General features: G+C 54.3%; 18 protein-coding genes and 2 pseudogenes. 14 read left to right on the top strand and 6 right to left on the bottom strand.

Annotation, left to right across the window (positions count from 1 at the left end; genetic code table 11):
- Positions 1-264 precede the first annotated feature (264 nt).
- The gene (locus tag ACP_RS18535; RefSeq protein ID WP_015895828.1) at positions 265-1,692 is read left to right on the top strand and encodes a tyrosine-type recombinase/integrase; all 1,428 of its coding nucleotides are present in this window, start codon (positions 265-267) and stop codon (positions 1,690-1,692) included.
- A 280-nt stretch (positions 1,693-1,972) separates the two neighbouring features.
- Here the strand turns inward: ACP_RS18535 and ACP_RS03120 are convergent, their stop codons facing one another.
- Positions 1,973-4,204, bottom strand: a complete 2,232-nt coding sequence (locus tag ACP_RS03120) for an ATP-binding protein (protein WP_015895829.1) — start codon at positions 4,202-4,204, stop codon at positions 1,973-1,975.
- A 496-nt stretch (positions 4,205-4,700) separates the two neighbouring features.
- On the opposite strand from ACP_RS03120, the gene ACP_RS03125 reads away from it, so the two are divergent.
- From ACP_RS03125 to ACP_RS03150, 6 genes are all read left to right on the top strand, one after another.
- Positions 4,701-5,717, top strand: coding sequence for an ArdC family protein (locus ACP_RS03125; RefSeq protein WP_015895830.1), 1,017 nt, complete (start codon positions 4,701-4,703; stop codon positions 5,715-5,717).
- A 218-nt stretch (positions 5,718-5,935) separates the two neighbouring features.
- Positions 5,936-6,472 (top strand): AAA family ATPase, encoded by a 537-nt coding sequence (locus ACP_RS03130; RefSeq protein ID WP_169305902.1) that lies wholly within the window; start codon positions 5,936-5,938, stop codon positions 6,470-6,472.
- Between the two features lie 179 nt (positions 6,473-6,651).
- The gene (locus tag ACP_RS17130) at positions 6,652-7,518 is read left to right on the top strand and encodes a MazG nucleotide pyrophosphohydrolase domain-containing protein (protein WP_015895831.1); all 867 of its coding nucleotides are present in this window, start codon (positions 6,652-6,654) and stop codon (positions 7,516-7,518) included.
- 25 nt (positions 7,519-7,543) lie between these two features.
- Positions 7,544-9,976: an AAA family ATPase gene (locus ACP_RS03140; RefSeq protein WP_041839232.1), complete on the top strand. Its 2,433-nt coding sequence runs from the start codon at positions 7,544-7,546 to the stop codon at positions 9,974-9,976.
- A 151-nt stretch (positions 9,977-10,127) separates the two neighbouring features.
- Positions 10,128-11,528, top strand: a complete 1,401-nt coding sequence (locus tag ACP_RS03145) for a toll/interleukin-1 receptor domain-containing protein (protein ID WP_015895834.1) — start codon at positions 10,128-10,130, stop codon at positions 11,526-11,528.
- The gene (locus tag ACP_RS03150; protein ID WP_015895835.1) at positions 11,528-13,081 is read left to right on the top strand and encodes an argonaute/piwi family protein; all 1,554 of its coding nucleotides are present in this window, start codon (positions 11,528-11,530) and stop codon (positions 13,079-13,081) included. The genes ACP_RS03145 and ACP_RS03150 overlap by 1 nt, the downstream gene beginning before the upstream one ends.
- Before the next feature lie 123 nt (positions 13,082-13,204).
- On the opposite strand, the gene ACP_RS18455 is transcribed toward ACP_RS03150, so the two are convergent.
- Together ACP_RS18455 and ACP_RS18460 are read right to left on the bottom strand one after the other, a co-directional pair.
- Positions 13,205-13,705, bottom strand: a complete 501-nt coding sequence (locus ACP_RS18455) for an RNA-dependent RNA polymerase family protein (RefSeq protein WP_202944467.1) — start codon at positions 13,703-13,705, stop codon at positions 13,205-13,207.
- Between the two features lie 8 nt (positions 13,706-13,713).
- Positions 13,714-14,454, bottom strand: a complete 741-nt coding sequence (locus ACP_RS18460) for a reverse transcriptase domain-containing protein (RefSeq protein ID WP_202944466.1) — start codon at positions 14,452-14,454, stop codon at positions 13,714-13,716.
- 898 nt (positions 14,455-15,352) lie between these two features.
- On the opposite strand from ACP_RS18460, the gene ACP_RS03160 reads away from it, so the two are divergent.
- Positions 15,353-15,778, top strand: a complete 426-nt coding sequence (locus tag ACP_RS03160) for a plasmid mobilization protein (protein ID WP_015895836.1) — start codon at positions 15,353-15,355, stop codon at positions 15,776-15,778.
- A gap of 113 nt (positions 15,779-15,891) precedes the next feature.
- Positions 15,892-17,756 (top strand): annotated as a pseudogene (locus ACP_RS18540) (type IV secretion system DNA-binding domain-containing protein).
- Positions 17,757-17,840: 84 nt separating this feature from the next.
- Here the strand turns inward: ACP_RS18540 and ACP_RS17140 are convergent.
- On the bottom strand, positions 17,841-19,367 hold the full coding sequence (locus tag ACP_RS17140) for a GGDEF domain-containing protein (protein WP_015895838.1): 1,527 nt from the start codon (positions 19,365-19,367) through the stop codon (positions 17,841-17,843).
- Between the two features lie 257 nt (positions 19,368-19,624).
- Between ACP_RS17140 and ACP_RS17615 the strand changes: the two genes are divergently transcribed.
- Together ACP_RS17615 and ACP_RS03185 are read left to right on the top strand one after the other, a co-directional pair.
- Positions 19,625-20,400, top strand: a protein-coding gene (locus ACP_RS17615; protein WP_085947570.1) for an IS5 family transposase whose coding sequence is annotated in 2 segments (ribosomal slippage) — positions 19,625-19,979 and positions 19,979-20,400 — 777 coding nt in all. Because the reading frame shifts where the segments join, the coding sequence is not laid out codon by codon here.
- Positions 20,401-20,421: 21 nt separating this feature from the next.
- Positions 20,422-20,829, top strand: a pseudogene (locus ACP_RS03185) (relaxase domain-containing protein); the annotation flags it as partial.
- Positions 20,830-20,901: 72 nt separating this feature from the next.
- Here ACP_RS03185 and ACP_RS18785 read toward each other — a convergent pair.
- Entirely contained in the window at positions 20,902-21,156 is a 255-nt protein-coding gene (locus ACP_RS18785) for a helix-turn-helix domain-containing protein (RefSeq protein WP_148215003.1), read from the bottom strand.
- Positions 21,157-21,282: 126 nt separating this feature from the next.
- Here ACP_RS18785 and ACP_RS03190 point away from each other — a divergent pair, with 126 nt between their 5' ends.
- From ACP_RS03190 to ACP_RS03200, 3 genes are read left to right on the top strand one after another with little or no spacing between them, the layout of a single operon-like run.
- Positions 21,283-22,029 carry a helix-turn-helix domain-containing protein gene (locus ACP_RS03190; protein ID WP_041839233.1) on the top strand — a complete coding sequence of 249 codons (747 nt, stop codon included), beginning with the start codon at positions 21,283-21,285 and terminating at the stop codon, positions 22,027-22,029.
- A 4-nt stretch (positions 22,030-22,033) separates the two neighbouring features.
- Positions 22,034-22,357, top strand: coding sequence for a helix-turn-helix domain-containing protein (locus ACP_RS03195; RefSeq protein WP_015895841.1), 324 nt, complete (start codon positions 22,034-22,036; stop codon positions 22,355-22,357).
- Complete coding sequence (locus tag ACP_RS03200) at positions 22,350-22,616, top strand: hypothetical protein (protein ID WP_015895842.1); 267 nt, start codon at positions 22,350-22,352, stop codon at positions 22,614-22,616. Before ACP_RS03195 ends, ACP_RS03200 begins: the two co-directional genes overlap by 8 nt.
- A 373-nt stretch (positions 22,617-22,989) precedes the next feature.
- Here the strand turns inward: ACP_RS03200 and ACP_RS03205 are convergent, their stop codons facing one another.
- A complete protein-coding gene (locus ACP_RS03205; RefSeq protein ID WP_015895843.1) occupies positions 22,990-23,754 on the bottom strand; it encodes a DJ-1/PfpI family protein in 765 nt (254 codons plus the stop codon).
- Between the last annotated feature and the right edge of the window lie 110 nt (positions 23,755-23,864).

Here is a 23,864-nt window from a genome sequence, read left to right on the forward strand (position 1 = left end):
CGCGGCGAATGGCATGGCTAAAGCCATGCCCTGATACAAGAAACCAATAAGAACCCACATCTCTTCGAGATGTGGGACACCCGCAGGTGCCTCCGCTCACTTCGTTTGGCCGGGATGACAATTACATCTTAAATTAATGTAAATAAACAACTTTCTACTTCTATAATGTCTATACGAGTCCTGCACAGATATGCAAAATCAAGGGTTTGCGAAAAATATCTGCACGGAATCTGCACAGAACGCGTCCAAATGATGGAGGCGAATATGGCATTCGTCACCGACAAAACGGAACTCAAGCCGGGCCTGATCCTCTTCCGACGCGGCGACGTGGATCATCGCATGTGGTATTGCCGCATGAAGATGCCGAAGGCAGACCGCTATAAAACGGTTTCGCTCAAAACGACTGACATTGATGTGGCGCGGGACCGCGCCTTCGACCAGGATGCGGACATTCGCTTTCGCTTGAAGCATGACGTTCCTGTCTTCAACCATCCCTTCCGCGAGGTAGGGCGCGAATACCTGCTGACGCAAGAGGCGCGGGCGAAGCGGGGAGAGATCAGTGCTGCACGCCCCAAGAAAATGCGCGCGGTCATTGAAGGTGCATTAGACCGCTATGTCGGTTCCACGCAGGTGCACCTTATTGGCGACGAGCTTTGGGGAGGCTATCCGGCATGGCGGCGGGTGAATGGTGCAGGACGCAACCGGCGTAACGGCGTTCGGGAAATTACCGACGAGATGGCGCAAGCTTTTGCGAATAAGGAAGCCGAGCGCCGCACCAAGGTTCAGAAGACTCTTGGCATTCGGGTGATGAAGCCGATTGAGGTCAAGCCTTCGGAAGAACGGACGGTTCCTTTCATCAGTGATTCCACCATCCGCTTTGAGATGTCGATCTTTGGCGCGGTGATGAATTACGCCATCAAGAAACGCTATGTTCCGGCGAGCCAGCGTTTCGACGAGCGCCCGAAGCTCAAGACGATGCGGCGGGATGAGTTCACACTGGAGGAATATCGCAAGCTGCATACGGTCGGACGGAAGTGGATTGCGGCAGCGGATAAACCGTCAAGCGTCTGGTATCGGACTGTTACGTACAACATGATTCTGATTGCGTGTAATACAGGGATGAGGCCTGCGGAGATGAGGAATCTTCGCTGGCGCGACATCATGTCGGCGAAGGACCGTGAAGGGCGGGAGATTGTTGTGCTGTTTGTTCAGGGCAAAGGGAAGTCGCGCAAGTTGGTCGCTCCTAAGAGCGTCGGAGATTATCTGGAACGCATTCGCGTAATCTCCAAGGCCACGGAGCCGGAGGACAGGGTATTTACTAACGTTGTGGGCAAACCCACAACGACTCTGTACAGCGCTTTGATTGCCGATCTTCTGAACGTGGCGAAGTTGCGCGAGGGCACGCAGGGCGTGCCGCGCTCCACTTATTGCTTCCGGCACACCTACGCCACGCTCCGATTGCAGGAGGGCGTGGACGTCTATTTCCTCGCCGAGCAGATGGGGACCTCCGTCCACATGATCGAGGAACACTATGGGCATGTGAACACCATCAAGCACGCCGACCGCGTATTGCAGGGCATGGCGGGGTGGGAGTTGCCGCACCCCGAAGTGGACTTTACCAGGGCCAAAGCGTCGAAAGCGGCGGAGACGCACGATAAGTCCAAGCGAGTCCAGCACCGCAGGACAGGCTGACCGTGGAATCTTCCCGAAGCTGTCTTTGGCCGGAGCCGCTGGCGGAGGCCTCGCGATATTCAAGGTTAACTACTTCGGATATTCGTTCTGATTTGCCGCGCCCCGCTGGGGCGTTCTTAGCGGCAAATCTCCGTGCGCGAGCCGCCGCTGGCGGCGTTCTTCGTGCGATGCTGTTTGGTCGATGGAAGCAAATCATTACTCAAAGGGTTAGATGCTCTCCGCCTTCACCAGACACCAGTCCCCATGAGAGGTGAGTACAGCCTTCGTTACTGCGGCCGGATCAACCAGTGCGTTTTGATTCGATGACAAAGGGTTCTCCCATCATCATGTTGTAGTGATTGAGGTGATTCGTCCTGACGAAGATGTTTTTGAATACTTCCCGTTGTTTCTGGACGGCACTATCGTCAAGCGTCGTGAATATATCGTCCGGTATGGAATGTGAGCCATCATTCACCCAGCTAAAGAGAGCTTTGCAGATCAACTTTTCCTCGCCGTCGAACAGATCAAGGATTTCGTCATACCCAATTCCGCCAAGGATGCGGAAGTAATGTTCCAAAATGCGCCGCATTGCATTCTGGACTCCCGGTGCTTGTGGGCTACCGTTGCGGACTTCAGACCAAAGTAAATCGTAGGACGTTTTGATCGGATTGATCGTATACTTCAGAATCTTCGACTTCCCGTCGACCTTCCGTATGATCCAGAATGTCTCTTCTTTGAACGCCTGCCCCGCAGAGCGGTCTTTATGGAAAGTAATTTCTTTGTGAAAGTAGACGTTGTGGGTAAGGATAAATACCTGTTTGATATGGCTGCGATTGGCGCGCACCTCTTCGAGGATCTGACGAATCAGGCTTCCGACGATAAAAAGAACATCGCTGTCCAAGCTGGATACCGGGTCATCAAAGACAACCACCCTATCCGTGGTGACGCCCGACGACGATTCGCTCCCTTTCAACAAGTGATAGAAATACAGAAACGTGATGAAGCTGCGCTCGCCTTCGCTCAAGGTCTCTTTTGCATCGCTTCCGTCGGGCCTGCGTAGCCTATAAAGATTGGTGTTAGTCGCCTCCAGAGAAAAACTTCTAAAGCCGAATGCGTTCAGGAGCTTGTTAATTTCATCGACGGTTGGCCGGACACTGGTGGTTTGCTTCTCCAGGTTCCGTATCTCAGCGTCCTTCGCTTTCCGGTCGAACGTTGCTTTTTCTATCTGCTGCTCAAGGGAACTGATGGCGGTGTCCACGCTTTTCTTATCGCGTTGATATTTCGCAAACTCGGCGGTTATCTCGCTATGAGCTAAAAAGGCCCATACATCCGTGATGAGTTGTGTTTGAGCAGATTCAAGATTTGCCACCATTGCATTGTGGTCGCGGATCGAGCGATTTGCCGTCTCAATCAGGTCTTTCATCTTCTGGAGAATATCTTTGAGCGGTTCCAGAGTGATGGATTGACTCGGCTCTTTGGCCTTCTGATCCAGTCGTTGCCGATTTGTCTGGAATCGGGCATCGAAGACTTGTTTCTCTGTTTTCAACGCATCGGCATCGAGGAACCGGGATGCCGTAGCCACTACCGCATCGACCATTTGGCTGATGCGTTCTCCTGCCAGCAAGTACCCGTCTTTCAGAACGGCGATGGCGGAAGTGTCTTGAGCAAAAGTTTCGTCGAAGTATTGCTCTAGGCTGGCGGCGAGGCTTTGCGGCGCTTTCTGCTGACAGAAAGGGCAATCCCCATCATTTACACCGTAATAAGCGATGCCTTGTTTGACCCAATCGCTGTTGCCTAGCCGCAGGATCATAGCTGCAATGTCGACATCCGATTTTCCGATGACTCGCTTGGCGAGAATAGGATCGCTCTCCCACGCGAGAAATTGAGCGTCGTTAATGGTCGTTAGTAGCGATTCGACGGTCGGAGTTGTTTCAAACAGAGAGGCCGAGCGCGCCTCAAGATCAGATTGAGTAGGCAGAGGCGCAGGCGCTTTCTTTTGGCATTCCGTAATAAGCCGATTCTTAAACTTCAGCTTGTCTCCACGGTAGCCCGTGAGTGCCCCTTGTAGCTTTGTGTCGTGACGTTTCTTAACCTCCCAGCACGCATCCCGGAAATTAGCTTCTAGTTGTGTGAGTTCCCCTCGCTTGCCGCGTGTGCCATCGTCACCTTGTAACGTGTGTGTGAGATTTTCGATTTTCCGGGTAAAGTCCGCTGAGTCAAGTTTTGCCTGCGCGATCTTGTTTTGGGTCTCTATGTCTTTTTGACCCAGGGTGAAGATACCTTTCAGCTCTCCCGGCTGGTTGAAGTTCTTGGCAACAAAATCGCGGTTGTACACGAAGGTGTCCAGCTTCGTGCCGCGTTGCCAATGAACCGCGCATTTTGAAAACGGGCTGCCATCCGCAATCAGCCGCGATACCGTAGTCTTCCCGGCTCCGTTCGGACCATACACAAAGTTGATCTCACGCAACTCATCCATCATCTCGATGGCATCTCCGTAGCTGGCGCATCCTGAAATCTCAAGTCGGTCAATCATGCGTTCTTCGGGGCAGATGCACTCAGGCATCGTCTACTAGCCGTCCTTTGTATGTGCAACCGAGCATACTCTCTTTATCTCCGAGCGCAACTTTAAGCATTCAATTTCAGACGTATGTTGCTGGAAGGGAGGAAGTCTCCTCCCCCGCTGCGACCGCTACGCGTTTTCCGCTTCCCATCCAAGCGGGGCCTGTTCCTGCCCCGCAACGCCCGTCCCTGAAAGCCGTACGGAAGTAGACCTAAATCTCTTCTTTCATCCAGTGCCCCGCTTCATGCGGCTTTATGGCAGAGCCGGTCGGAACCCGTCAATGCTCTTCGCTGGCGCTTCGATGAACGCGCAGAAAAACGCGCGGCATTGACTGAACCCGCCTCGCCCCTGCCCGCCGCAAAGACATGAAGCGGGGGCACTCAATAAAAGAAATTTGGTTGAGAGCCAAAGGCGAAATGCCCTCCTTCAGATTCCGCCCCACGCGGGCAGCACAGGAGAGCGAAACGTCATGGCATACCGCAATCATCGCAATACGGCCAGCAGGCCCAGCATCTACCAGACCGTCACCGAACGCATCATTTCCAGCCTTAAAGCTGGCGTGATTCCGTGGGAAAAACCGTGGAAGACGCCGCGCTTTGCAGGCGGTCCATTCCCGCGTAACTTCTATACCGGCAAGCCCTACCGTGGCATCAATGTTCTGTTGCTTTGGTCGAGCGAATACAGTTCCCCATTCTGGCTTACGTTCAAGCAGGCGCAGGCATTGAAAGGCAACGTCCGCAAAGGCGAGCACGGAACTCAGATTGTCTTCTATAAACAGCTTCCCGAATACGCAAAGAAGGACGAGGAAGCAACGGGCGAAGATGAGCGTGTGCCGTTCGTTCTTTGCCACTACACGGTTTTCAACGTGGAGCAGTGCGACGGCCTCACGCTTCCTGAAATCTCGCAGCCCGGCATCGCGCCGGAGATCGACGAGGACGAAATCTGCGAAAGCATCATTGGTGAATGGGAGAGCCGTCCCGCGCTTCATCGCAACAGCCCCACCGAGTATCGCGCTTATTATCGACCGTCTACCGATTCCGTCCACATGCCCGCCCGTAGCCGCTTTGTGGATGCGCCCCACTATTACAGCACCTTATTCCATGAGCTGATTCACAGCACCGGACATAAAAGCCGCCTCAACCGCACCTTTGGCGACCGTTTCGGAGATGAGCTTTACAGCAAGGAAGAATTGGTTGCCGAGATGGGAGCCGCTTTTCTTTGCGCTATCGCCGGTATCGCCAACGAGCGTACCGACCGTAACACCACTGCATACATCCAGAACTGGATTGAAAAGCTGGAAGAGGATAACCGCCTCATCGTTCATGCTGCCGCGAACGCGCAGAGAGCCGTGGACCTGATTCTCGGCAACACGTTTGAGGAAGAGAACGAGACGACCGAAAACGCCGTGGATGCCGCTGTCAGCGGCATCCACGCAGCGCTTACAATCAATATCGCTCAGGCGATCAACGGCCCTGCTCAGCTCTGAGCAGGGCCGGGATGCTTATGCTGATCTTCGGTAACCATGACTGAACTCGCGAAGAACAAGTGGGACATCTATTACAACTTTTCAATTATGATCGATCTGATTATCAGGTAAGAGTAGCCGTCAGTTCCTCATGCCTAACGGTAGTTTTGGGAAGCTCAGATGTGACCAGCCTTTATTAGATGAATGAGCTTCTGTAATTCTGTGACTGGGAAATGGAAATGATTTTCGCTGTCGCTTTTGCCGGGAAGATTGGAAGTGGGAAAACCACAATTAGCACTGCAGCGGCACGGGTGTTGCAGTGCAAACGTGCCAGCTTTGGAGACTACGTTCGCCATGTAGTGGCCAGTCAAGGCCTGGATGCAACACGAGAAAACCTTCAACAAATCGGCACAAAGCATCTAGAAGCGAATAGATTCGAATTTTGCAGGAACATGCTTGAATACTCTGGTTGGACTCAAGGTGAATCCATAATCATCGATGGGCTGAGGCATCATGAAACCATTCCACTACTGAACCAGCTAGTTGCGCCGGCAGAATTGCGGATTGCATATATCGATATCGACGAACTGACCAGATTGAAGCGAATCGGGATTCGCGATGAGAATCAACTTGCGAGCCTTAGGTCCGCAGATGCTCATTCTTCTGAGCAACAAGTAGGAACGATCATTCGTGAAATTGCAAGTTTGGTGCTCGATGGTGGACAGTCCGTAGAGGACTGCGTGGCATCTGCCCTAAAATGGATTAGGGAGGGATAAGAGATGCCGCCATGGCCTCGTTGCATGCCTCCAATTTTCGCCCATCCTCAATTTCGACCTAATTTTCAACATGACTTCCTCGCAAAAATGACGAGCGGTGTGGAAAAGGGGTGCCGAAACTCTAAAAATCATTTGAGGCGGCACCTCTATATTCCTATCATTACTCATTGTTGATTCCCATGTCGAAGCGCAAAAATAGCGAAGGCCAAAAGCTTCTCTTCTTCCCGGACGCACCCTTGGCTCAAAAGCCCGACGTTGAGACGGGCTCGACCATGTTGGCGCGTCCTCAATCCGCCCTGCAGCCCTTTCGGCCACTTCCATCTTCGTTAAATTGCGAACTAGTAATTTCCGGCACGTACCGAAAAGATTTCGAAACCTTAAAACGTACGTACGAGGAATTCCGTGACTTGGGTTGCGACGTCCTGTCTCCCAGCAGTGTGACAATCGTTAGCGAGGACGATGGTTTTGTGTACATGAAGGGAGAAGAACAGGAAACGCCGACCAGGATTGAAGAGAGGCATCTGAGTGCAATCCAGAAGTCAAATTTTGTTTGGCTTCATGCTCCAAACGGTTATGTTGGACCAACGTCCGCACTAGAAATTGGATTCGCACACGCAGCCGGTGTGCCTGTTTTTGCCATGGAGTTGCCCAATGAGCCAGTGTTTCGCTCTTTCGTGCAGCTTGTGGGATCGCCAAGCGACATTCTTTCGACACATCTTCACAATGCTCCTCCTCCTGCCCCTGCACTAAAAGCATTCCAGGAATACTACCGGCGGGCTGCTATCCAACGAGGATATTCAAAAGAAGGACCTAAGGAGTGCCTACTACTCATGGTCGAAGAAGTGGGCGAGCTTGCTCGTGCTGTTCGCAAGCGCGAGAAGCTTGTGAGGCATGCTTCGTATGAAGCTGTAAGTGAATCGCACGAACTGGCCGACGTATTTCTTTACGTGGTGCATATGGCTAATGTTCTTGGAATTGATCTTGCAGACGTGGTCCGAGATAAGGAAACTCTAAACATAACAAAGTTCTTAGCCACAATGGGTTAAGTTGTGGAAGAAAGGGCCGTTATCATTGAAGAGCCGCGAGTTAGTTCCTGCAACCTTTGAGTATCTCGCGCATTATCGTAATCTCTTACGGGAATTCTGCACGTTTCACGTTGCTGGATTAGCTCCGTTCTTTCGTAAAGAGACCGGCGTGTTTGCACTGCATGCTGAAGATGAAGTCAAGCAATTTCGTCATATCACGAGTTCCGCCACGTGCTTTTCATCACTCGAACTATGCTTTGAGAAAGACAGCACTTTTGACGGTCGGAATTTCAAGGAGTTGATGACCGAGTTTGCTTGCCAGGCTATACAGCAAGATGTCAATGAGAAATGGAAGTCGGATGGTAAGGCGGAGGTTTACTGTACTTGTCGGGGCCTACCTTTTGTGCTGTCGCAGCTGGAAAATTGGCATCCGAACATACCCATACATCTGAAACGTATTAAATTCCAGTTGGATGAACAGCCGATCCGATGTGCGATCGGAGAAGCCGCGCCTCCTGTCGACAATAAGGGCGAAGATCTTGCGGGAACAGATCGAGAAAAAGTAATCGACGGATGGTATGAACCCAATGCCTACCATACCTATTGGACATTGGAGCTTCTGGCGGCGCTGGAGAATCGCTTTAAGGGCGAAGCCAAAGCTTGCGATGAATATCACTATCTAAACGCCAAAGTCCCGATATTTCACTTATGGGCACGCCAGCAGTTGGGCTTACAGATTGCGTTGCACACTGCGAAATCCTCCAAGCTGGACTCTGATCAGCTCGCATGGGCCCTCGCGATTCTGATAAGAGAGCCAGCGAATTACCAATCCGATCTCGCCCTCCAGGACATTATTAGAGAAGCCCTGAAATGCTTGTTTGCTACTCAAGAGCCGGTCGGAACTTGGCGACATTATGCTCCCCTCTTTCACTATCCCAATGCAGGTAATGCGTACTGCTTCGTATTTGAAACATTTACCGTTCTATTGGAGCAATCTTTAAAGCCGCAGGCTGAGTTTTTGAGGAGCGCGCTCAAAGAACATGTGGCAGGCTTAATCTCTCTCTGGAAATATGCTGACTCAATCAAGGCGACAATTCCGACAGTTCTTAAACGGGTTCCAGGGATTAGTTATGGTTGGACATCTGGCCATCGGATTAGACCAGAGATCGAAAGCTGGGCAACGGCAAGTGTCTTCGCATACGCTCAAATGCTTAGACGTTTAGTCGGGATATGGACCCGCGAAACGGCCCTCGACGGCTTGAATCATAAGCGAAGTGCGATGTCTCGGCAGGAAGCCCTGGACACGCTTAATGATCGATCTAGAACATGGACACAACCTGACCTGCCGGACATACTGACTTCGATGTTCATAAATCCTCTCTCGGACTTGGCGCCTGAATCCACCCTTGATCCAGATAGGTATCTGATTGAGAAAAGGTCAGCCAGGTCGGTTATTTTGTTTGGACCACCCGGAACGGGCAAGACCACGCTTATTAGCGGTATTGCTGACGCGATCGGTTGGAGATACATCGAACTTCATCCCAGTCATTTTGTTTCCGAAGGACTACCGAATGTCCAACACACCGCTGATGGGATTTTTGGGAAATTGATGGAGATAGATCATGCGGTAATCTTATTCGATGAAATTGACGAACTGGTGCGTGAGCGGAATATTGAGCCTGACCAATTTGGGCGATTCCTTACTACGAGTATGTTGCCAAGGCTCGCTGAATTGTGGAAAGCGCGAAAAGTAATATATTTCGTTGCAACGAACCATATTGAGGCCTTTGATGTTGCAATAACACGCAGTTCGCGATTCGATGCCGTGATATTTCTCAGTCCACCAGACTTCGAAGTGAAAAAGAAGAAGATACTCCAGATTCTCAGAGAAGACTATTCCATCAGAACAGACTTTTCTCCGGATCTGAATCAAGCGCTAGTTGAGAAGTCCTTCCCGCAGGAAGAATGTTATAGCGAACTCTCAAAGACCGAGAATGCTGGCGGGGCAGAACCACCTAAGCGGATTCCTGAAGAAAATCTTCTTGCCAAGTTTGCAATCGTGCGATGGGACGAACTGCACGAGATTGCTCTGCGACTTGCATCCATCCTGCCAGAAGGACAGACGATAACCAAAGACGTCCTGGGACAGAGTCTGCGCCTGATGCGAGACGGGCGAGTCCGGGGTCTTGAGGAATGCCGCAGATTTGTCCGAGATCCGGAACTCTATCAGCGATTTGATGCATCAATCAACGGGCAATGGAGAGTCATTGAAACCGAGGGCGTTAATTTGAGTGAACTCGCAGCTTCTTCGAAGCATTTGGAGAAGCGAGGTGAAGTCTTCTTCGCACGAGCGCCGATTGGCCCCTGCGAGAATGTCCATTTTCCGGGTTATATTCCAAAGTTGAAAGTTCCAGAGGGAGAGCCAGTCGTTCTCGGTGCGATCAGCCTTGCAAAAGAAAAGGCGGAAGGCCCTGAGTAGTCCCAAAGAGCGGGCAGGTCACTGCCGAACTAGAGGCCTTGCAGAGGAAGGTTGATGTCGTGAAGACTCTTCAATCCGAAACCACCACCGCGTTGGACGCCATGCTCCCCGCCATTCTCGACAAGGCGTTCAAGTGGACGGCTCAGTAATTATGCCCACCACGCACAACGCGACTGAAGCGGCAAGGGCCGAGACACGAAGCATCGTGTTCATCAGCAAGGCCACGCCAGAGGACGATGAATTTGTGCTGTGGTTAGCCCCGCGCCTTGAGGCCGCAGGGTACACCGTTTTTGCGGACATTCTCTCCTTGGAAGGTGGAGACCGCTGGCGCAGAGAAATTACCGGCAACTTGCAAAACAAGGCCGTGAAAATGCTCCTGTGCTGCCGGGACGCCACGCTCGAAAAAATTGGGGTCCAGGAAGAAATCAGTATTGCTACGGATGTTGGGAAACAAATCGGCGACAAGCGCTTCATCATTCCGCTTCGTCTTGAGGTCTTCAAAAAGCTGTTCGGCATCAGCGATCTTCAATGGGTCGATTTTCTGGGAAGTTGGGCCGGGGGCTTGCATGATCTTCTGGAAACGCTCGAAAACCAGAATGTGCCGCGCGCGACGACGCCAGCGATCAATCCGAACTGGGAGAACTACCGCAAGCGGCTTGCGACCAAAGTTGATAAAAAGCCCGAAGTCCTTACCTCCAACTGGCTCCGAATTGCCAGTCTGCCGGACACCATCCGCTACTACTATCCACCGGGGCCAATCAATTTTGAATTGATGGAAAAAGCGTGCCGTGAAAACACGGTTCCCACCGAAGCCTACCATCGCGGCTTCTTTTCATTCGCATTACCGGAGGAAGTCGCACGCGACTTTGCCGATGTTGCTCCGTTTGAAATTCAGTCCGAATTCAAGGTGCTTGACTTCATTGAGAGCGGCGGCAAATCGCCGGATATAGAGCCACGGGAAGCAAAGAATCTTGTGTATTCCATGTTCCGCCGCGCATGGGAGAACTTCTGCCGGTCAAAGGGGCTATACGAGTATCTATTTGCCACGCAGACGGCCTTTCACGTAGGTGAGGCGCTGACGCCGTTGGGCAAGAGAATTTCCTGGGGGCGTCAGGGCAAGCGCCGGTCCTCCATGCTGCGTAACGCCGCCGGAGGCAAGGTCTGGCAGTACGGCGTTTCGGCAACACCGAACTTCTGGCCGTACCTGCATTTCAGACTCAAAGCCCGCGTGCTGTTCTCCGATCTGACCTCTGGTAAAGCTGGAGCCGTCATCGGCGACAGTGATGCACAGCATCACTTACGGCGGACCATCTGCAAAGGCTGGCGCAACAAACAATGGCATGGTCGCCTCATGGCTTATCTTGAATTGCTTTCGGGCGAAGAGCCGTGCATCACCGTGCCACTCGCTGAGGCTTGCGCGATCACGCTTGATTCACGATCAATGCCGTTCACGTCGCCGGTGACAACGACCCTGCCGGACACGATGGAAGATGATGCAGAGGAAACCGACGATTCCACGCTCGGATTGTTCAACCCGGAGGACGAGGAGTGATGGACCTGTCGAAGAAATCCCTCAAGACTATCCACATTGAGGAACCGGAGTTGTCTTTCGGCCACGGGCAAACTTGCGACCACCCGAAAGATGGACTGTTTCTCTACGGGCCGCACTCTGGCCCAACACGCACGCGCGAAGTTTCCGTTGGAGTCATTGGAACGAAAGACGGACTCTCGTATTTTCGGACGTGGGCGATTGCGGCTGGCGGCTTTGTTCCCGTCCCGCCGCGAAAGAAAACCGACAAAGAAAACAGATTGCACCTCTCGAATTTTCCTGGGTTGGAAGAAGCGTTTGGCATCATGGTCAGCCCGGGAGACTTTGTTCAGCGTACTGTCGATTACACGGTACTCGACGACGCCACCCGTACGGTGAACCAGCATGAAGCGGTACGCAAAGCGGTGGACCTCTATGTGGGAGAAATTGAACGCTATGACAACAATGAAGAAAAGACGGTAGACGTTTGGATGTTCATTCTCCCCGAAATCATCTTCGAGCGTTGCAAGCCGCTATCGCGGCGCACCGGCCTTGGCCTGACAAAAGGCGAATTCGCCAAGAGCCAGAAAGAAAGAATTGATCTTCCGTTGTTCAAGGATGTGATCGACCAGAGCGGCGAGGACATCTTTGACGACGTGCCAGATTTTCACCGCCAGGTGAAAGCGCGTCTGCTCAAGCTAGGTCGCACTTCGCAACTCATCCGCGAAACGACGTTGGCACCCGACAAATTCCTAAATAACGCGGGCTATCCAAAGCGTGGGTTGCAGGATCCGGCGACAGTGGCGTGGAATCTGGCAACTGGACTTTACTACAAAACCCAACCCTTGCCGCCGTGGAAACTCGCGCATGTCAGGCCGGGCGTTTGTTACATCGGACTTGTTTTCAAGATGATTCCGAATGATCCAAAGGAACATGCCTGCTGTGCGGCGCAGATGTTTCTTAATGAGAGCGACGCCGTTGTTTTCAGGGGCGCAAATGGCCCGTGGAAAACCGACGACTTTGAATTCCACCTTCAACCCAAAGAGGCGCAAAGCCTGATTGCCAAAGTGCTCAAAACCTTCGAGGAGAAGCACGGTGTGCCACCAAAGGAATTTTTCATCCACGGGTGCACAACCTTCAACGAGGATGAATGGAAAGCCTTCAAAAAGGCCACGCCGAAGGGCACCAATCTTGTCGGCGTCCGCATCAAGGAAACCAAAGGGGAATCCAAGCTGTTCCGTGATGGTGATTATCCGGTAATGAGGGGAACGGCCATCATTCTTGATCACCGAAACGCCTTGCTGTGGACGAATGGATTTGTGCCACGGCTGGACACCTATATTGGGCCTGAGACGCCAAACCCGCTTTTGATAACCGTTCTGCGTAGTACGGGTCGGCGACCTAACATTCGCACCGTTCTTGCTGACATCATGGGCCTTACCAAGATCAACTACAACGCCTGCAACTACAATGACGGATTGCCCGTCACGATCCGCTTTGCGAGCAAGGTGGGCGATGTGCTGACGATGGGTTCGGCACGCGACGCAGACAAACAGCCCCTGAAGTTCTACGTCTAGTATGTGATCGCGATCCGTGGCGGTGCTCCGCACCGGATGTACGTAGTCGCGGTAGGGATACGGCTTACGCCGTACCCCCCGCACAGATCCGTACGGGCGGATTTCCCGCATACGGCTCTTACCTCAGGTGGTGACGCGCAGACGGCGCGAAGGATAAGGACGGCAGATATGGGCCGGAGGAAGCCATTTGCGGATGAGCCGTTTCATTCGTTCCCACTTGACGCGACCATGCTGGCTTCGCCTGCACAGAGCGCGATGCCAGAGGTTGCTCACGGTGTAACGAAAATGGGCCAGAGCATGCCGGTTGCCCGGCACTCCGAAGTATCGGATATGCCCGCCCACAACGGACTTCAACCACTTTCCGACTTCCGGAACAGGGTCATGCATGCGCCGCCACAAGCCGATCTTCACCTCTTGCAGCTTGGCCTGCATGCGCTTGCGAATCGTCTGCCGAAGCACCATGAACCTTCCCTTCTTTGTCTTCCCGCAGATATGCGTGAAGCCGAGGAAGTCGAAGGTCTCCGGCTTGCCCAGACCGGCGCGCTTTCGGTTCTTCGCCGCATGGCGTCCGAACTCGATCAGCCGCGTCTTCTCCGGGTGCAGCTCCAGTTGGAACTTCTCCATTCGTTCTTTCAGTTCCAACCAGAACCGTTCGGCCTCGTCTTTGTACTCGAACCCAACCACGATGTGTCCGCATAACGCACCACGATTACATCGCCGTGCGCACGCTTCTTACGCCATGCCTGAACCCAGAGATCGAAGACGTAGTGGAGGTAGATATTCGCCAACAGGGGCGATGCACTTCCGCCCTGTGGCGAGCCTGCTTCCACGAAGGTTCGCTTGCCCTTTTCCAGCACGCCCGCGTTCAGCCATTTCTGGATGAGACGCACAACGCGCCGGTCCGCTATCCGATGCTGGAGGAACCGGACCAGCCATTCATGCGACAGCCTGTCGAAGAAGCTGCGCACGTCCAGGTCCAGCACCCAGTTCACACGTCGCTCATGGAGTCCACACCACAACGCATCCAGCGCTTTATGCTGGTGCCGCTTTGGACGGAACCCATAAGAGAAGCCGAGGAAGTCGGTTTCGTAGATTTGATTCAGTACCTCCACCGTCGCTCTCTGAACGAGCTTGTCTTCGAGCGCCGGGACGCCGAGCGGTCGCTGCCGCCCATCCGCCTTCGGGATGTACACCCTACGCACCGGCTTGGCCCGGTATGCCCCGCGCTTCAGTCTATGGGAGAGATTCTGGAGATTCTCCTCAAGAGCCTCGCCGTAGTGCCGCCATGTCTCCCCGTCCACACCCGCCGCAGCGTGCCTCTTCAACTGCAAGTAGGCGAACCGCAGGGTGTCGATCCGGTAGACATGATGCATCAGAGCAGTGAACCTTGCATCCTTGTTCGATTTTGCCGTTTGTCGTATCTGTTCCAACTCACTTGGCGCGCTGAGAGACCCCAGCGACGAAGACCTGTCGCCGGGGACCCCCTTGATCCGGCTCTGAGTCCGGGGCGCGTTTTGTTGGCCCAGATTCCCCTTGGTCAGACCCCTTCCCTCCATCTCCTCCGCCACCGATACTCTGGCTTTGTTCGGAGACTTCCCCGGTACTATGAGTCTGTCCGACTTCCCGTGTTCGTTCATCATCGGCTCCTGTCCTTAGACTTCCCGATGCGTCCCGAGAACGCTGGCCGCTCTCAGGTGAACCCGGGATCTCTCAATTTCCGTGCAAAGTGTGTCCCTACATGCCAGGGTCATAGACCGCGCAGGACTCCTGCCAAGCTCGCCATACTGCTTGTCAGGATGTTGCCTTCCGCGTTGTGTCAAGGCGTCGGCGTCCTGAAGTTAGGGATATTTCGCGGCTCAATAGCCTGGCCTGTAGTTCCTCCTGTCTACGCTTCGTACATGGCCTTACGGCCACATCCGCAAGACTCGGAGCCGGTGTGGCTGGCTAGGCCCTCACCGTACGACTCTTGCATTCGCTACACCTTGCCGGTTCCGTGCTTGCGCACGGGATTGACGCTACGACACGTCACCCCCAAAATGGGTTGCGATTGGTAAACGTGACGTGTGTCCGGTTATCCAGCGTTAACGTACTTTGAATCAATGGTTTGATAAACCATCCGTCCGGCGGGGGGTCCAGCGTTTACGTACGTAAACGCGCAGAGTGCTCCGAAGAGCGCGGCGCGTAAACGCACTGATAATCAAGGATTTTCATACATCGGAGCTTGACGGGAAAAATTGCTAAGTGCAAGCTGGTTGCGAGGCGGGTTCCCCCATGAACACTCCCCGCATCCCGAATCCATTGCCGTCTCCAGACTCACCGAAGGGTGAAGCGCGACCGGTTCTTCGTGCCAAAACCATCGCAACCAGGGTCACGCTGGAAGAACTGGTGGAGGTGGAAACCGCCGCCGAAAGTGCAGGAAAAACCGTGGCCGAATGGCTGCGCGAGCTGGCCCTAAAAGCCGCGCGGGAGCGTCCGGCAGACCCTGCCGAGTTCCTGCTGGCCGAGGTCGCGGCGCTGCGATACATGCTCCTGAATCTCTTTCATGCGACGGCTCAGGCGAACGCCGAGGGCAAGTATTTGCTGCCCGATTCGGTGGTCAGAATTCGAGACCAGGCCAATGCGCGGAAGCTGGCGGATGCCCGGAAATTGCTGGCGGAATTTCTGTCCCAGGAGGGGCCGGACGGGGACAAGCAGTGAGCCGTCCTCTTCATTTTCCCAGCCGGGGCAGATGGCTCTTGTGGCTGATTTTGCTCTTCGTTCTGGGGCCATTTGTGGTGATCGTACCGGCCATGCTCTGGCTCGGCTGGACGATGAACCCAGTCCAGAATTTCTACCTCGGAACCTACGCTGCCAGTTCCACGTTGAGCATCTATCCCGGTGCCCTGACTACCGTGCGCTACGCCGAAAAGACGGCTCCGGGCAGAAAGCCAGAGCCACTGTTACCGGAAGATGCGGTGAAAGGGGCGAGTGGCAGTCAGGGTCTCGCACTGAGTCCAAAAGCCCTTGCCGAAGGTTGGCGCGGTGTCATTATTACGCCGCCCGAGAAGGTTCGTGCGAAGGCGTTGCGAGCATATCTGGCGTCCACGATTTATGACAACGACAGCGCATGGCTGATCTTTCTTCGACCTATCCTCTACCTGACGCTGGCAGTCTTGTTTTTGTATGCCCTGTGGCTCTTCTTTGGTCATAGACTTCGCACCAGTTGGAAGCATGAGCAGCGGCATGGGCGACGCACCAAAGGCCCAGAGTTGGCCTCGGCTTTCGGGGGGCGCAGCGCGAAGACGAACGGCATTCGCTTCCGCCTACGCTTCGAGAATTCGCGTTTGCAGTGGTTGCCGTTTGGTCCAAGCTACCGGATTCCGAAGCGTCTTGAGGCCAGCCACATTCTGATGATGGGCGACACCGGTTCAGGCAAATCGAACGCCATCCGGCAGCTACTTCGTCAGGTGCGGAAGCGCGGAGAGACCGCCATCGTTTATGACCCGGCAATGGACTTTGTGAGCGAGTTCTACTCGCCCGCACGGGGCGATCTGATTCTCAATCCGCTGGACCAGCGTTGTCCTTATTGGAGTCTGGGCGAGGAGATCGACCGAGACGAAACAGCGACGACCATCGCCGCTGCGTTCCTGCCGGAAAAGGAGTACGAGAAGGAGTTTTTCACCGATGGGCCGCGCCGGATACTGGCCCACTTGCTCAAGCAGCAGCCACAGCCCCGGGACATTCTGAAGATGATGGCCGATCCATCATGGATGGAGGCAAAGGTGAAAGGAACGCCGCTTGCAGCGCTGCTCGATGCGGGAGCACCGGCGCAGCGGGCGGGTGTGCTGGCGAGCTTAAACATGGTGGCCGACAGCTTTGAACTATTGCCAGAGTGGGAGCACACGAGGCCAACCTTTGCGACAGCGAAGTGGTACACGACGCGTAAGCGTTGGGTGTTTCTGACTTCCACTCCCGCCTATCGTGCGAAGATTCTGCCGTTGCATTCCGTGTGGCTCGATTTATTCATCCTCCGCATGATGGGCTACTGCGAAGACCTCATGGCAAAGCCTGTATGGTTTGTTCTGGACGAGCTGGCAAGCCTTAATAAACTGCCGCAGCTTCACACAGCCGTTACGGAAAACCGCAAATACGGCAATCCGGTTTGTTGGGTTTTCAGGGACGCAGCCAGCTTGAAAAACGCTATGGGAAAGACGCCGAGGCCATGCTTTCGCAGCCCGCAACCAAGCTGTTTTTCAAAACCACGGAGCCACGCGCCGCGAAGTGGATTTCCGACACCATCGGGGAAATTGAAGTGGAACGATTGAAGGAATCGCGCAGCATGGGGCTGCTAGGAAGTAGGAAATCCTATGCGATGGAGATTGCGACCAAGCCGCTTGTGATGGCTTCGGAAATCTCCGGCCTGGAGCCGTTGCACGGCTTCATCAAGCAGGAAAACAAAGCTGTTCCGGTTCACTTTCGGTTCGCAAGGAAACACGGCGGACAGCCGGAGTTTATTGAACGCAAGCTGACGGAGATTGCGCCCAGGTCGTCACCGCCGAAGACCACAGCTCGCGCAGAGCAACCCAGGACGCCAGCAGCAGCGCAGGCCACGCTCCCACTTTTCGATGTGTCCGCAGGCCAACCGGACAAAGCGAAAGAGGCGTTTGTGTGGGATGAATCCAAAGAGCGTGAATGAAGATAAGCCCATTTCCACCTACTCATTGCCATGTAGCTAAGCTGGGTCACTGAGTGCGTTGACATAAAATGATCGATCCAAGCGCTACACCCTTTGGAGGCCAGATTTCTCGTCCGACCCTGAGTTACCTCCTAACGCCAGACTGCGTGATCGCCAACAATTGCGCCCAGATCGCTTTGCATCGTATAGAGCCGCATCGGCAGTATGGAGCAACAACGCGGGGGTCGGTTCCATGAATGTGAGGCACGTGGCGATGCCCATACTAATTGTGGCAAAGCCTGTCGTAGTCGCGCTGTTTTCAATACGAAGTTGACGGACGCCATGACACATTCTCTCCGCAACAATCTCTGCTGCACCAGCATCGGTGCTTGGCAGAATCGCCGCGAACTCGTCCCCTCCGTAGCGCCCGATTATATCAATGCTGCGATGCAGTGATGCGCGCAATGCTTCTGCTATGGCAATTAGGTACTCGTCCCCGGCCTGATGACCATGCCGGTCATTGGCTTGTTTAAAAAAATCCACATCAATGAGGATGAACGAAAGCGGGGAGCCTGAACGTATGCAGTGTTCCCATTCGGAGCAGAGGGCTTTCTCCAGCGCCCGCCTGTTTACTACGCCAGTCAGGCCATCGGTATAGGAGAGATGCTCGAGCTCCGCACGCGCACCTTCAAGGTCTCGATGCAATGCCTCAAAGCTCCGGTGATAAAAGGTGGCTCGAACGACGAAGAGAACGAATGCCGTAATAATAGCTGTGCGTCCAAGACTCTGATATCGGGTCTCGACTATGATGCCGAGCGTCAATAACACCGCAGAAGGAAGAGCTGGACTTGCGATATTGACCAGGTCAGCCATGAGTCCTTTCCTTTGTGTCGGCAGTTCACCAATCGTCTCTTCTGGAGATTGCAGAATCAGCAGAATGCTAACAAACCCTGCCAGTAGGACCGGTATCCCGGTTAATGTCTCCTTCGGGTTGCGCAACAAGAGCACGTTGTGAAGATATGATCCTGCCGTTCCCAGCGTGATTACAAAAAAGATCAGACGAAAAAAGTGCATCTCGTCTTTATTTACGGCCGCAAAAAGATGCAGAAGTGCTCCCGCGATCGTAATGAGATCGGCGACAAGGAAAAGGTGAAATAGTGCTATGCCGGTAATCCCGATTGGAGTGTCATGCGTAAACGGACGAGCCTGAAAGAGGATTGCATAGCCTACATACATGGCCATGATTACCTGTCCAAGATCAATCCAGAAGAACTGGTGAAAGTAGCGGCGGCCCGCAGGCAACGATATCAACAGAAATAACGGAATGTACGTGCAAAAAATAAAAAACGAGGTAAAAGTAATGAAAACCGCTGATCTCACTAGTAGTGCCACAATCGCCACCACAAGATTCGCACCGGTCGCAGCGGCCAGGAGAGCCCAATGTGTCTTGAGGTGCGAAGAACTACGCACGCGTGTGAAAGCAATCCAGGACTCAACGGCCGCGTCTGCCAGGTAAGCAAGAGTGAATAGTCCGCTTGCAAGTGGCATATTGCCGCGCAGCGCCACAACGGATATACATCCAAAAAGCAGTGTTAATACTGCAAAATAGGTGATCCCTCGACTTTTGATCATTCTCGACAATATCGGCTCTCGCGGCGTAATTGGAAATCACGGTGCGCAGGACAGTCAATCAGATAAAGCGTTGGCTAGTTTTACGCAGCCAGACGAGATTCAACTTGTCTATTTGTACTGGAGGAGTTGAGAAGTATGGATACTCCACAAGTTTATTGAAGACGCCGCGTGTTGGAGGGCTAGAATCAGTCTCATAATTCCCTTGGGTTGAGATTTGTTGCATTCTGGAATTGCTCTGATGTCTCCGCGCGGCTTGGATGGCAGGACGCTGGGAGTTAACCGAAGAACAGTGGTTGTTGGTAGAGCCGGTGTTGCGGCCTGCTTCGGCAGGTGTGCGGCGGGGCCGTCCCTGGCACGACACGCGGGCCGTGCTGAATGGTGTGTTGTGGGTCTTGGGAACCGGGGCGCAGTGGCGTGAGTTGCCGGAGAAGTATCCGCCATACCAAACCTGCCACCGCCGTTTCCAGCAGTGGATCCGCGATGGCAAGCTGGTGGAAGCGCTGAGGCTGCTGGCGCGATTGCTGCACGAGCAGGGCAAGCTCAACCTGGAGGAAGCGTTCGTGGATGCAACCTTCGCGAGCGCCAAAAAAGGGGCTTCGCCATCGGCCCGACCCGCCGCGGGAAGGGCACGAAGATCGTCGCTATCGCCGCTGATAACAGTCTTCCACTCGCCGTTACTGTGGAAAGCGCTTCGCCGGCAGAGTGCCATCTCGTCGAAGATGCCCTTGCCGCCAGCTTCCTCGACGAACTTCCCGCCAGGTTGATCGGCGACAAGGCCTATGACTCGGACGGACTGGACAGAAAACTGGCCGAAGACTATGGAATCGAAATGATTGCACCGAACCGTCGCAACCGCTCCAAAACACAGGATGGCCGCCCCTTGCGCCGCTACAGGAAGCGATGGAAGGTCGAAAGGCTCTTCGCATGGATGCACAACTTCCGAAGGCTCGTAAACCGATGGGAGTACCACATCGAAAATTACCTCGGAATGGCTCAACTCGCATGCCTCCACATGATGCTCAGATATTTATGAGACCGCTTCTAGAATCTCTCTATGTTGACGATCTCCAAGCCGCTGTCAGCTTCGCAGGTACGGGCGTACTATCAGCGGGAATTTGCGTCGGAGCGGCAGAACTATTGGAGCCGCGACCAGCAGGGGCATAGTGAATGGCAAGGCAAGCTGGCGGAGCAGTGGGGCTTGGAAGGTGCGGTTGGCAATGAGCACTTTGCGCGGCTGACCGAAGGGCAGCATCCGCACACGGAAGCGCAGCTTGTTCGCCATCAGGTTTCTAAAACCTATGAAGGAAAATTCGGCAAGGAAGTGACCAGCGTAGAACACCGCGCCGGTTGGGATGCTACGTTCTCCGCGCCAAAGTCTGTTTCTCTCACGGCCCTTGTGGGCGGCGATGAGCGCGTAAGAGAGGCGCATCGGGAGAGTGTGCGCGTTGCGCTCAGTGAGTTGCATGGCTCAGGCATGGAGCATAGCCTCTAACTCAACCTGTTCCGCAGCATCCGACTAATCCATTCGAACGGTTTAATCGTTTTTTTTCTTTGATCCGGCCTTTTTCTTTGGGGACGCTTTCTTCTTGGGTGGCCTGCCACCAGGATCGGGAACATACGCCTCCACATCCTTTCGGCTGACGAATTTCTTTCCCCCAAACTCCAAAGTACGCAGGCGGCCACGGCGCACTAGGCTTCCTATTGCCTGTCTCGATACACCACGCAGACGGGCAGCTTCAGACGCACTGATCCAATCGCCGGGCGATTCTCCAATTAAACTAGTTGACATTGACAATATGTTTAGATACTCTTTCTAAGAGTTCAGGTCACGGTTCCACTATAGCCGCGACGACGCACTTCTGTGCGCCCATGCAAATCCCTGTTTTCAAACAGTTCTCTCTCTCCGAGGTCTGCCATGAAATGGGACTTTCGTCATCATCTGCTCGCTCAGATCGAAATGTTGCGCGGAGACATTTCGCACGAAGAGCTGAGCAGCCGGTTAGGCGACGTTACCGAACGCTGTCTGGCGCGCTATATCGCCGGAAAGACCTTTCTCAACGACGACGACATCCGGGCGGTAGCGAAAGCGCTGGGCGTAGACGCGCAGATTCTGGCGCGGGCATGGGCCGCCTCGCTCGGTTTGCGCGCTCCGGATAGGGATGCGGTGAGTTGGATGGCGAGAAAAGTCTACGGGCAGTGGCAGCAATTTTCGCCCGGGGCAAATCGCGGCGTTCCTTCGAATCCCTCTCCTATGGCCGTGATTCGGGCCAGGTATGCGGACCGGCTCCCTGTAACGCCTCCACCTCTGTGGCTTGGCGCAAACGCTGACAACCGCAGACGAAGGGACACTCCCGAAAACCGCGCCAGATTCGTTCGGGCATACGAGATGCTGGTCGATTCGGTTCACGGCGGCATGTCCGCGCGGGACATTGGAGCGATGCGCGGAATCAGCGGCGAACGCGCACGGCAACTGATGGTGGCCGCTGCTTATGCATGGGCCAGAAGCGAGCGGATCAATCTCTCGGGCAAGCTGGTGCCGTTCAAGAAGGACGCCAGAGCGGTGAAGAACCTCTACGCCGGGTTGAGGTTCTTCGGTCAGCAGCAATTTCACGAACTCACGGCGAAAGATGCAACTCGGGGACGGCCTCCCCGGAGGAGATGACTCCATGAAAGAGCGGGCAAATTGGGACAAGGAAACAGCGGACCGCTACAACCAGGAGCTGGACCGCTGTCTCGGCTTGGCGGTGCAGGAGTTTCGGACGGCCAACGGGTTGACTCAAGGCGAGCTCGCGAAGGCTGCCGTCATGTCGGTCCGGTGGCTCAAGAAGCTGGAGGCCAACCAGCTCACTACGGCGTACTCGATTCGCAGGATCGACCGGATTGCCTGTGCACTGGGAGTGCCCATCTACGATCTTTTTAAGCGAGCCACCGAAATGGCGGGGCCGCTGCCGCCGTGGCTCGATCAGGAAGGAGCAGAAGGCGATGAGTAAAGCAAAGCGTGCCATTCTGGCTGTGGAGGAGGTTGTCGGCAAGCGAATCCGCCGGTTGTGCCTGGAGGAGCCCTATCCGCAGGCCCGGGATGGATACCTGACGATTGAGTTTGAGGACGGAACTTCGCTCTTGATCGAGGTGGGATGCCGCTCCTGCTTCGGCATTACGCATCTTTCCAGAGACACGCACGGAGAGCTGGCCCCGGCGAAGATGCCGATGCGGGGGACCATCCGTTCGCTTGCCAGGGGTAAGCGGTGATCAATGGCTCAAACTCAGCTGTCGCGTCTTTGTTCCAAAGGAACAGGGCAGAGAGAGATTCGCTGGAATATGCACAAATGCTTTGGACCATTCGTACAGGCCCCAAGTCATTGACTTAGCTCCTTGTACGCTGCACCCTTCCTAAGGGAGCCAAGCCCCTAGTGGGTGCTACCCCCGCCTTCGCCAGGAAAAGTGCCGCATCTATATGCCGTGTTTCAACGCGCATGTGAAAAGCAAATTCCGACCCGTTGCTGGCTTCTGGACATGGAAGGACTTAGGCCGTTCCATAAAGAAAGCCGAGATGGGTAGAAGATATCGATCGCGGTCTTCATCAAGGCCAGTTGCATGACCTCGATGAAGACCAGCGAGCGTTTCAGCGAACGCCTGGGATGCTTGCGAGTCCTTTGGTTGCGCCGGGCAATAGATTTTCAACCATTGCGATTACCTCGGGAGATGCATTCCGGGGATGGCCGGAATGAAACGGCGGGGCAGGATCATATTCGATGATGAGTTGCGCGAATTCAGCGCTCGCTCGTCCTTTCAGCTTTTCAGCAACGCGAAGCGCAAAGTCGATGCCTGAGGTTACGCCACCGCCGCTCATGAACCTGCCGTTGTCGTCCTCCGCAAAGCGATCCGCTACCGGGATAGCGCCATATTCAGCCAGCTTGTTGACGAGGGCCCAGTGGCAGGCACTCCGCTTTCCCTTCAGAATGCCCGCAGCCGCAAGCGCGAGCGATCCCGTGCAGACTGACGTAACATGCTTGGCGCTTTCAGCCAGACGCCGGATCTGAGCCAGAAACTCTGGCGTCATCGCTGCTGTCATGTCCGGAGCACCTGGAACCAGAAGCAGATCCGTCTTCTCTATCTCTGCCAGCCGGTCGGTTCTGCCAAACACGACACCGTATTCAAGAGTCACCGGACCACCTTCGCGACTTGCAAAGCGAATGATTGTGTTTGGTAGCCGATGAAAAACCTCGCTGGGACCGGCAAAGTCCAGTAGTGTCCCACCGGGATAAATGGCAATGACGATGTGGAGTGGGGCGACGCTTCTGGACCGCAGAGCTTCGCGGCGTAAATGGCCCGCGCTGGTCGGGTGTCCGTTGGAGGCGTTGCCTTCAAGATTGTTTGTCACGCTCATTCCTTCCTGAGTTTTGACCACCTTTGCAAGCGCAGCCAGTTGATCAGATTGACGAGTACCCATGGCGCAGAAAGTGATGCGCACAGAGGACCCTGAAACTCAATATTGAA

It is taken from the genome of Acidobacterium capsulatum ATCC 51196 (assembly GCF_000022565.1).
GTDB lineage: Bacteria > Acidobacteriota > Terriglobia > Terriglobales > Acidobacteriaceae > Acidobacterium > Acidobacterium capsulatum.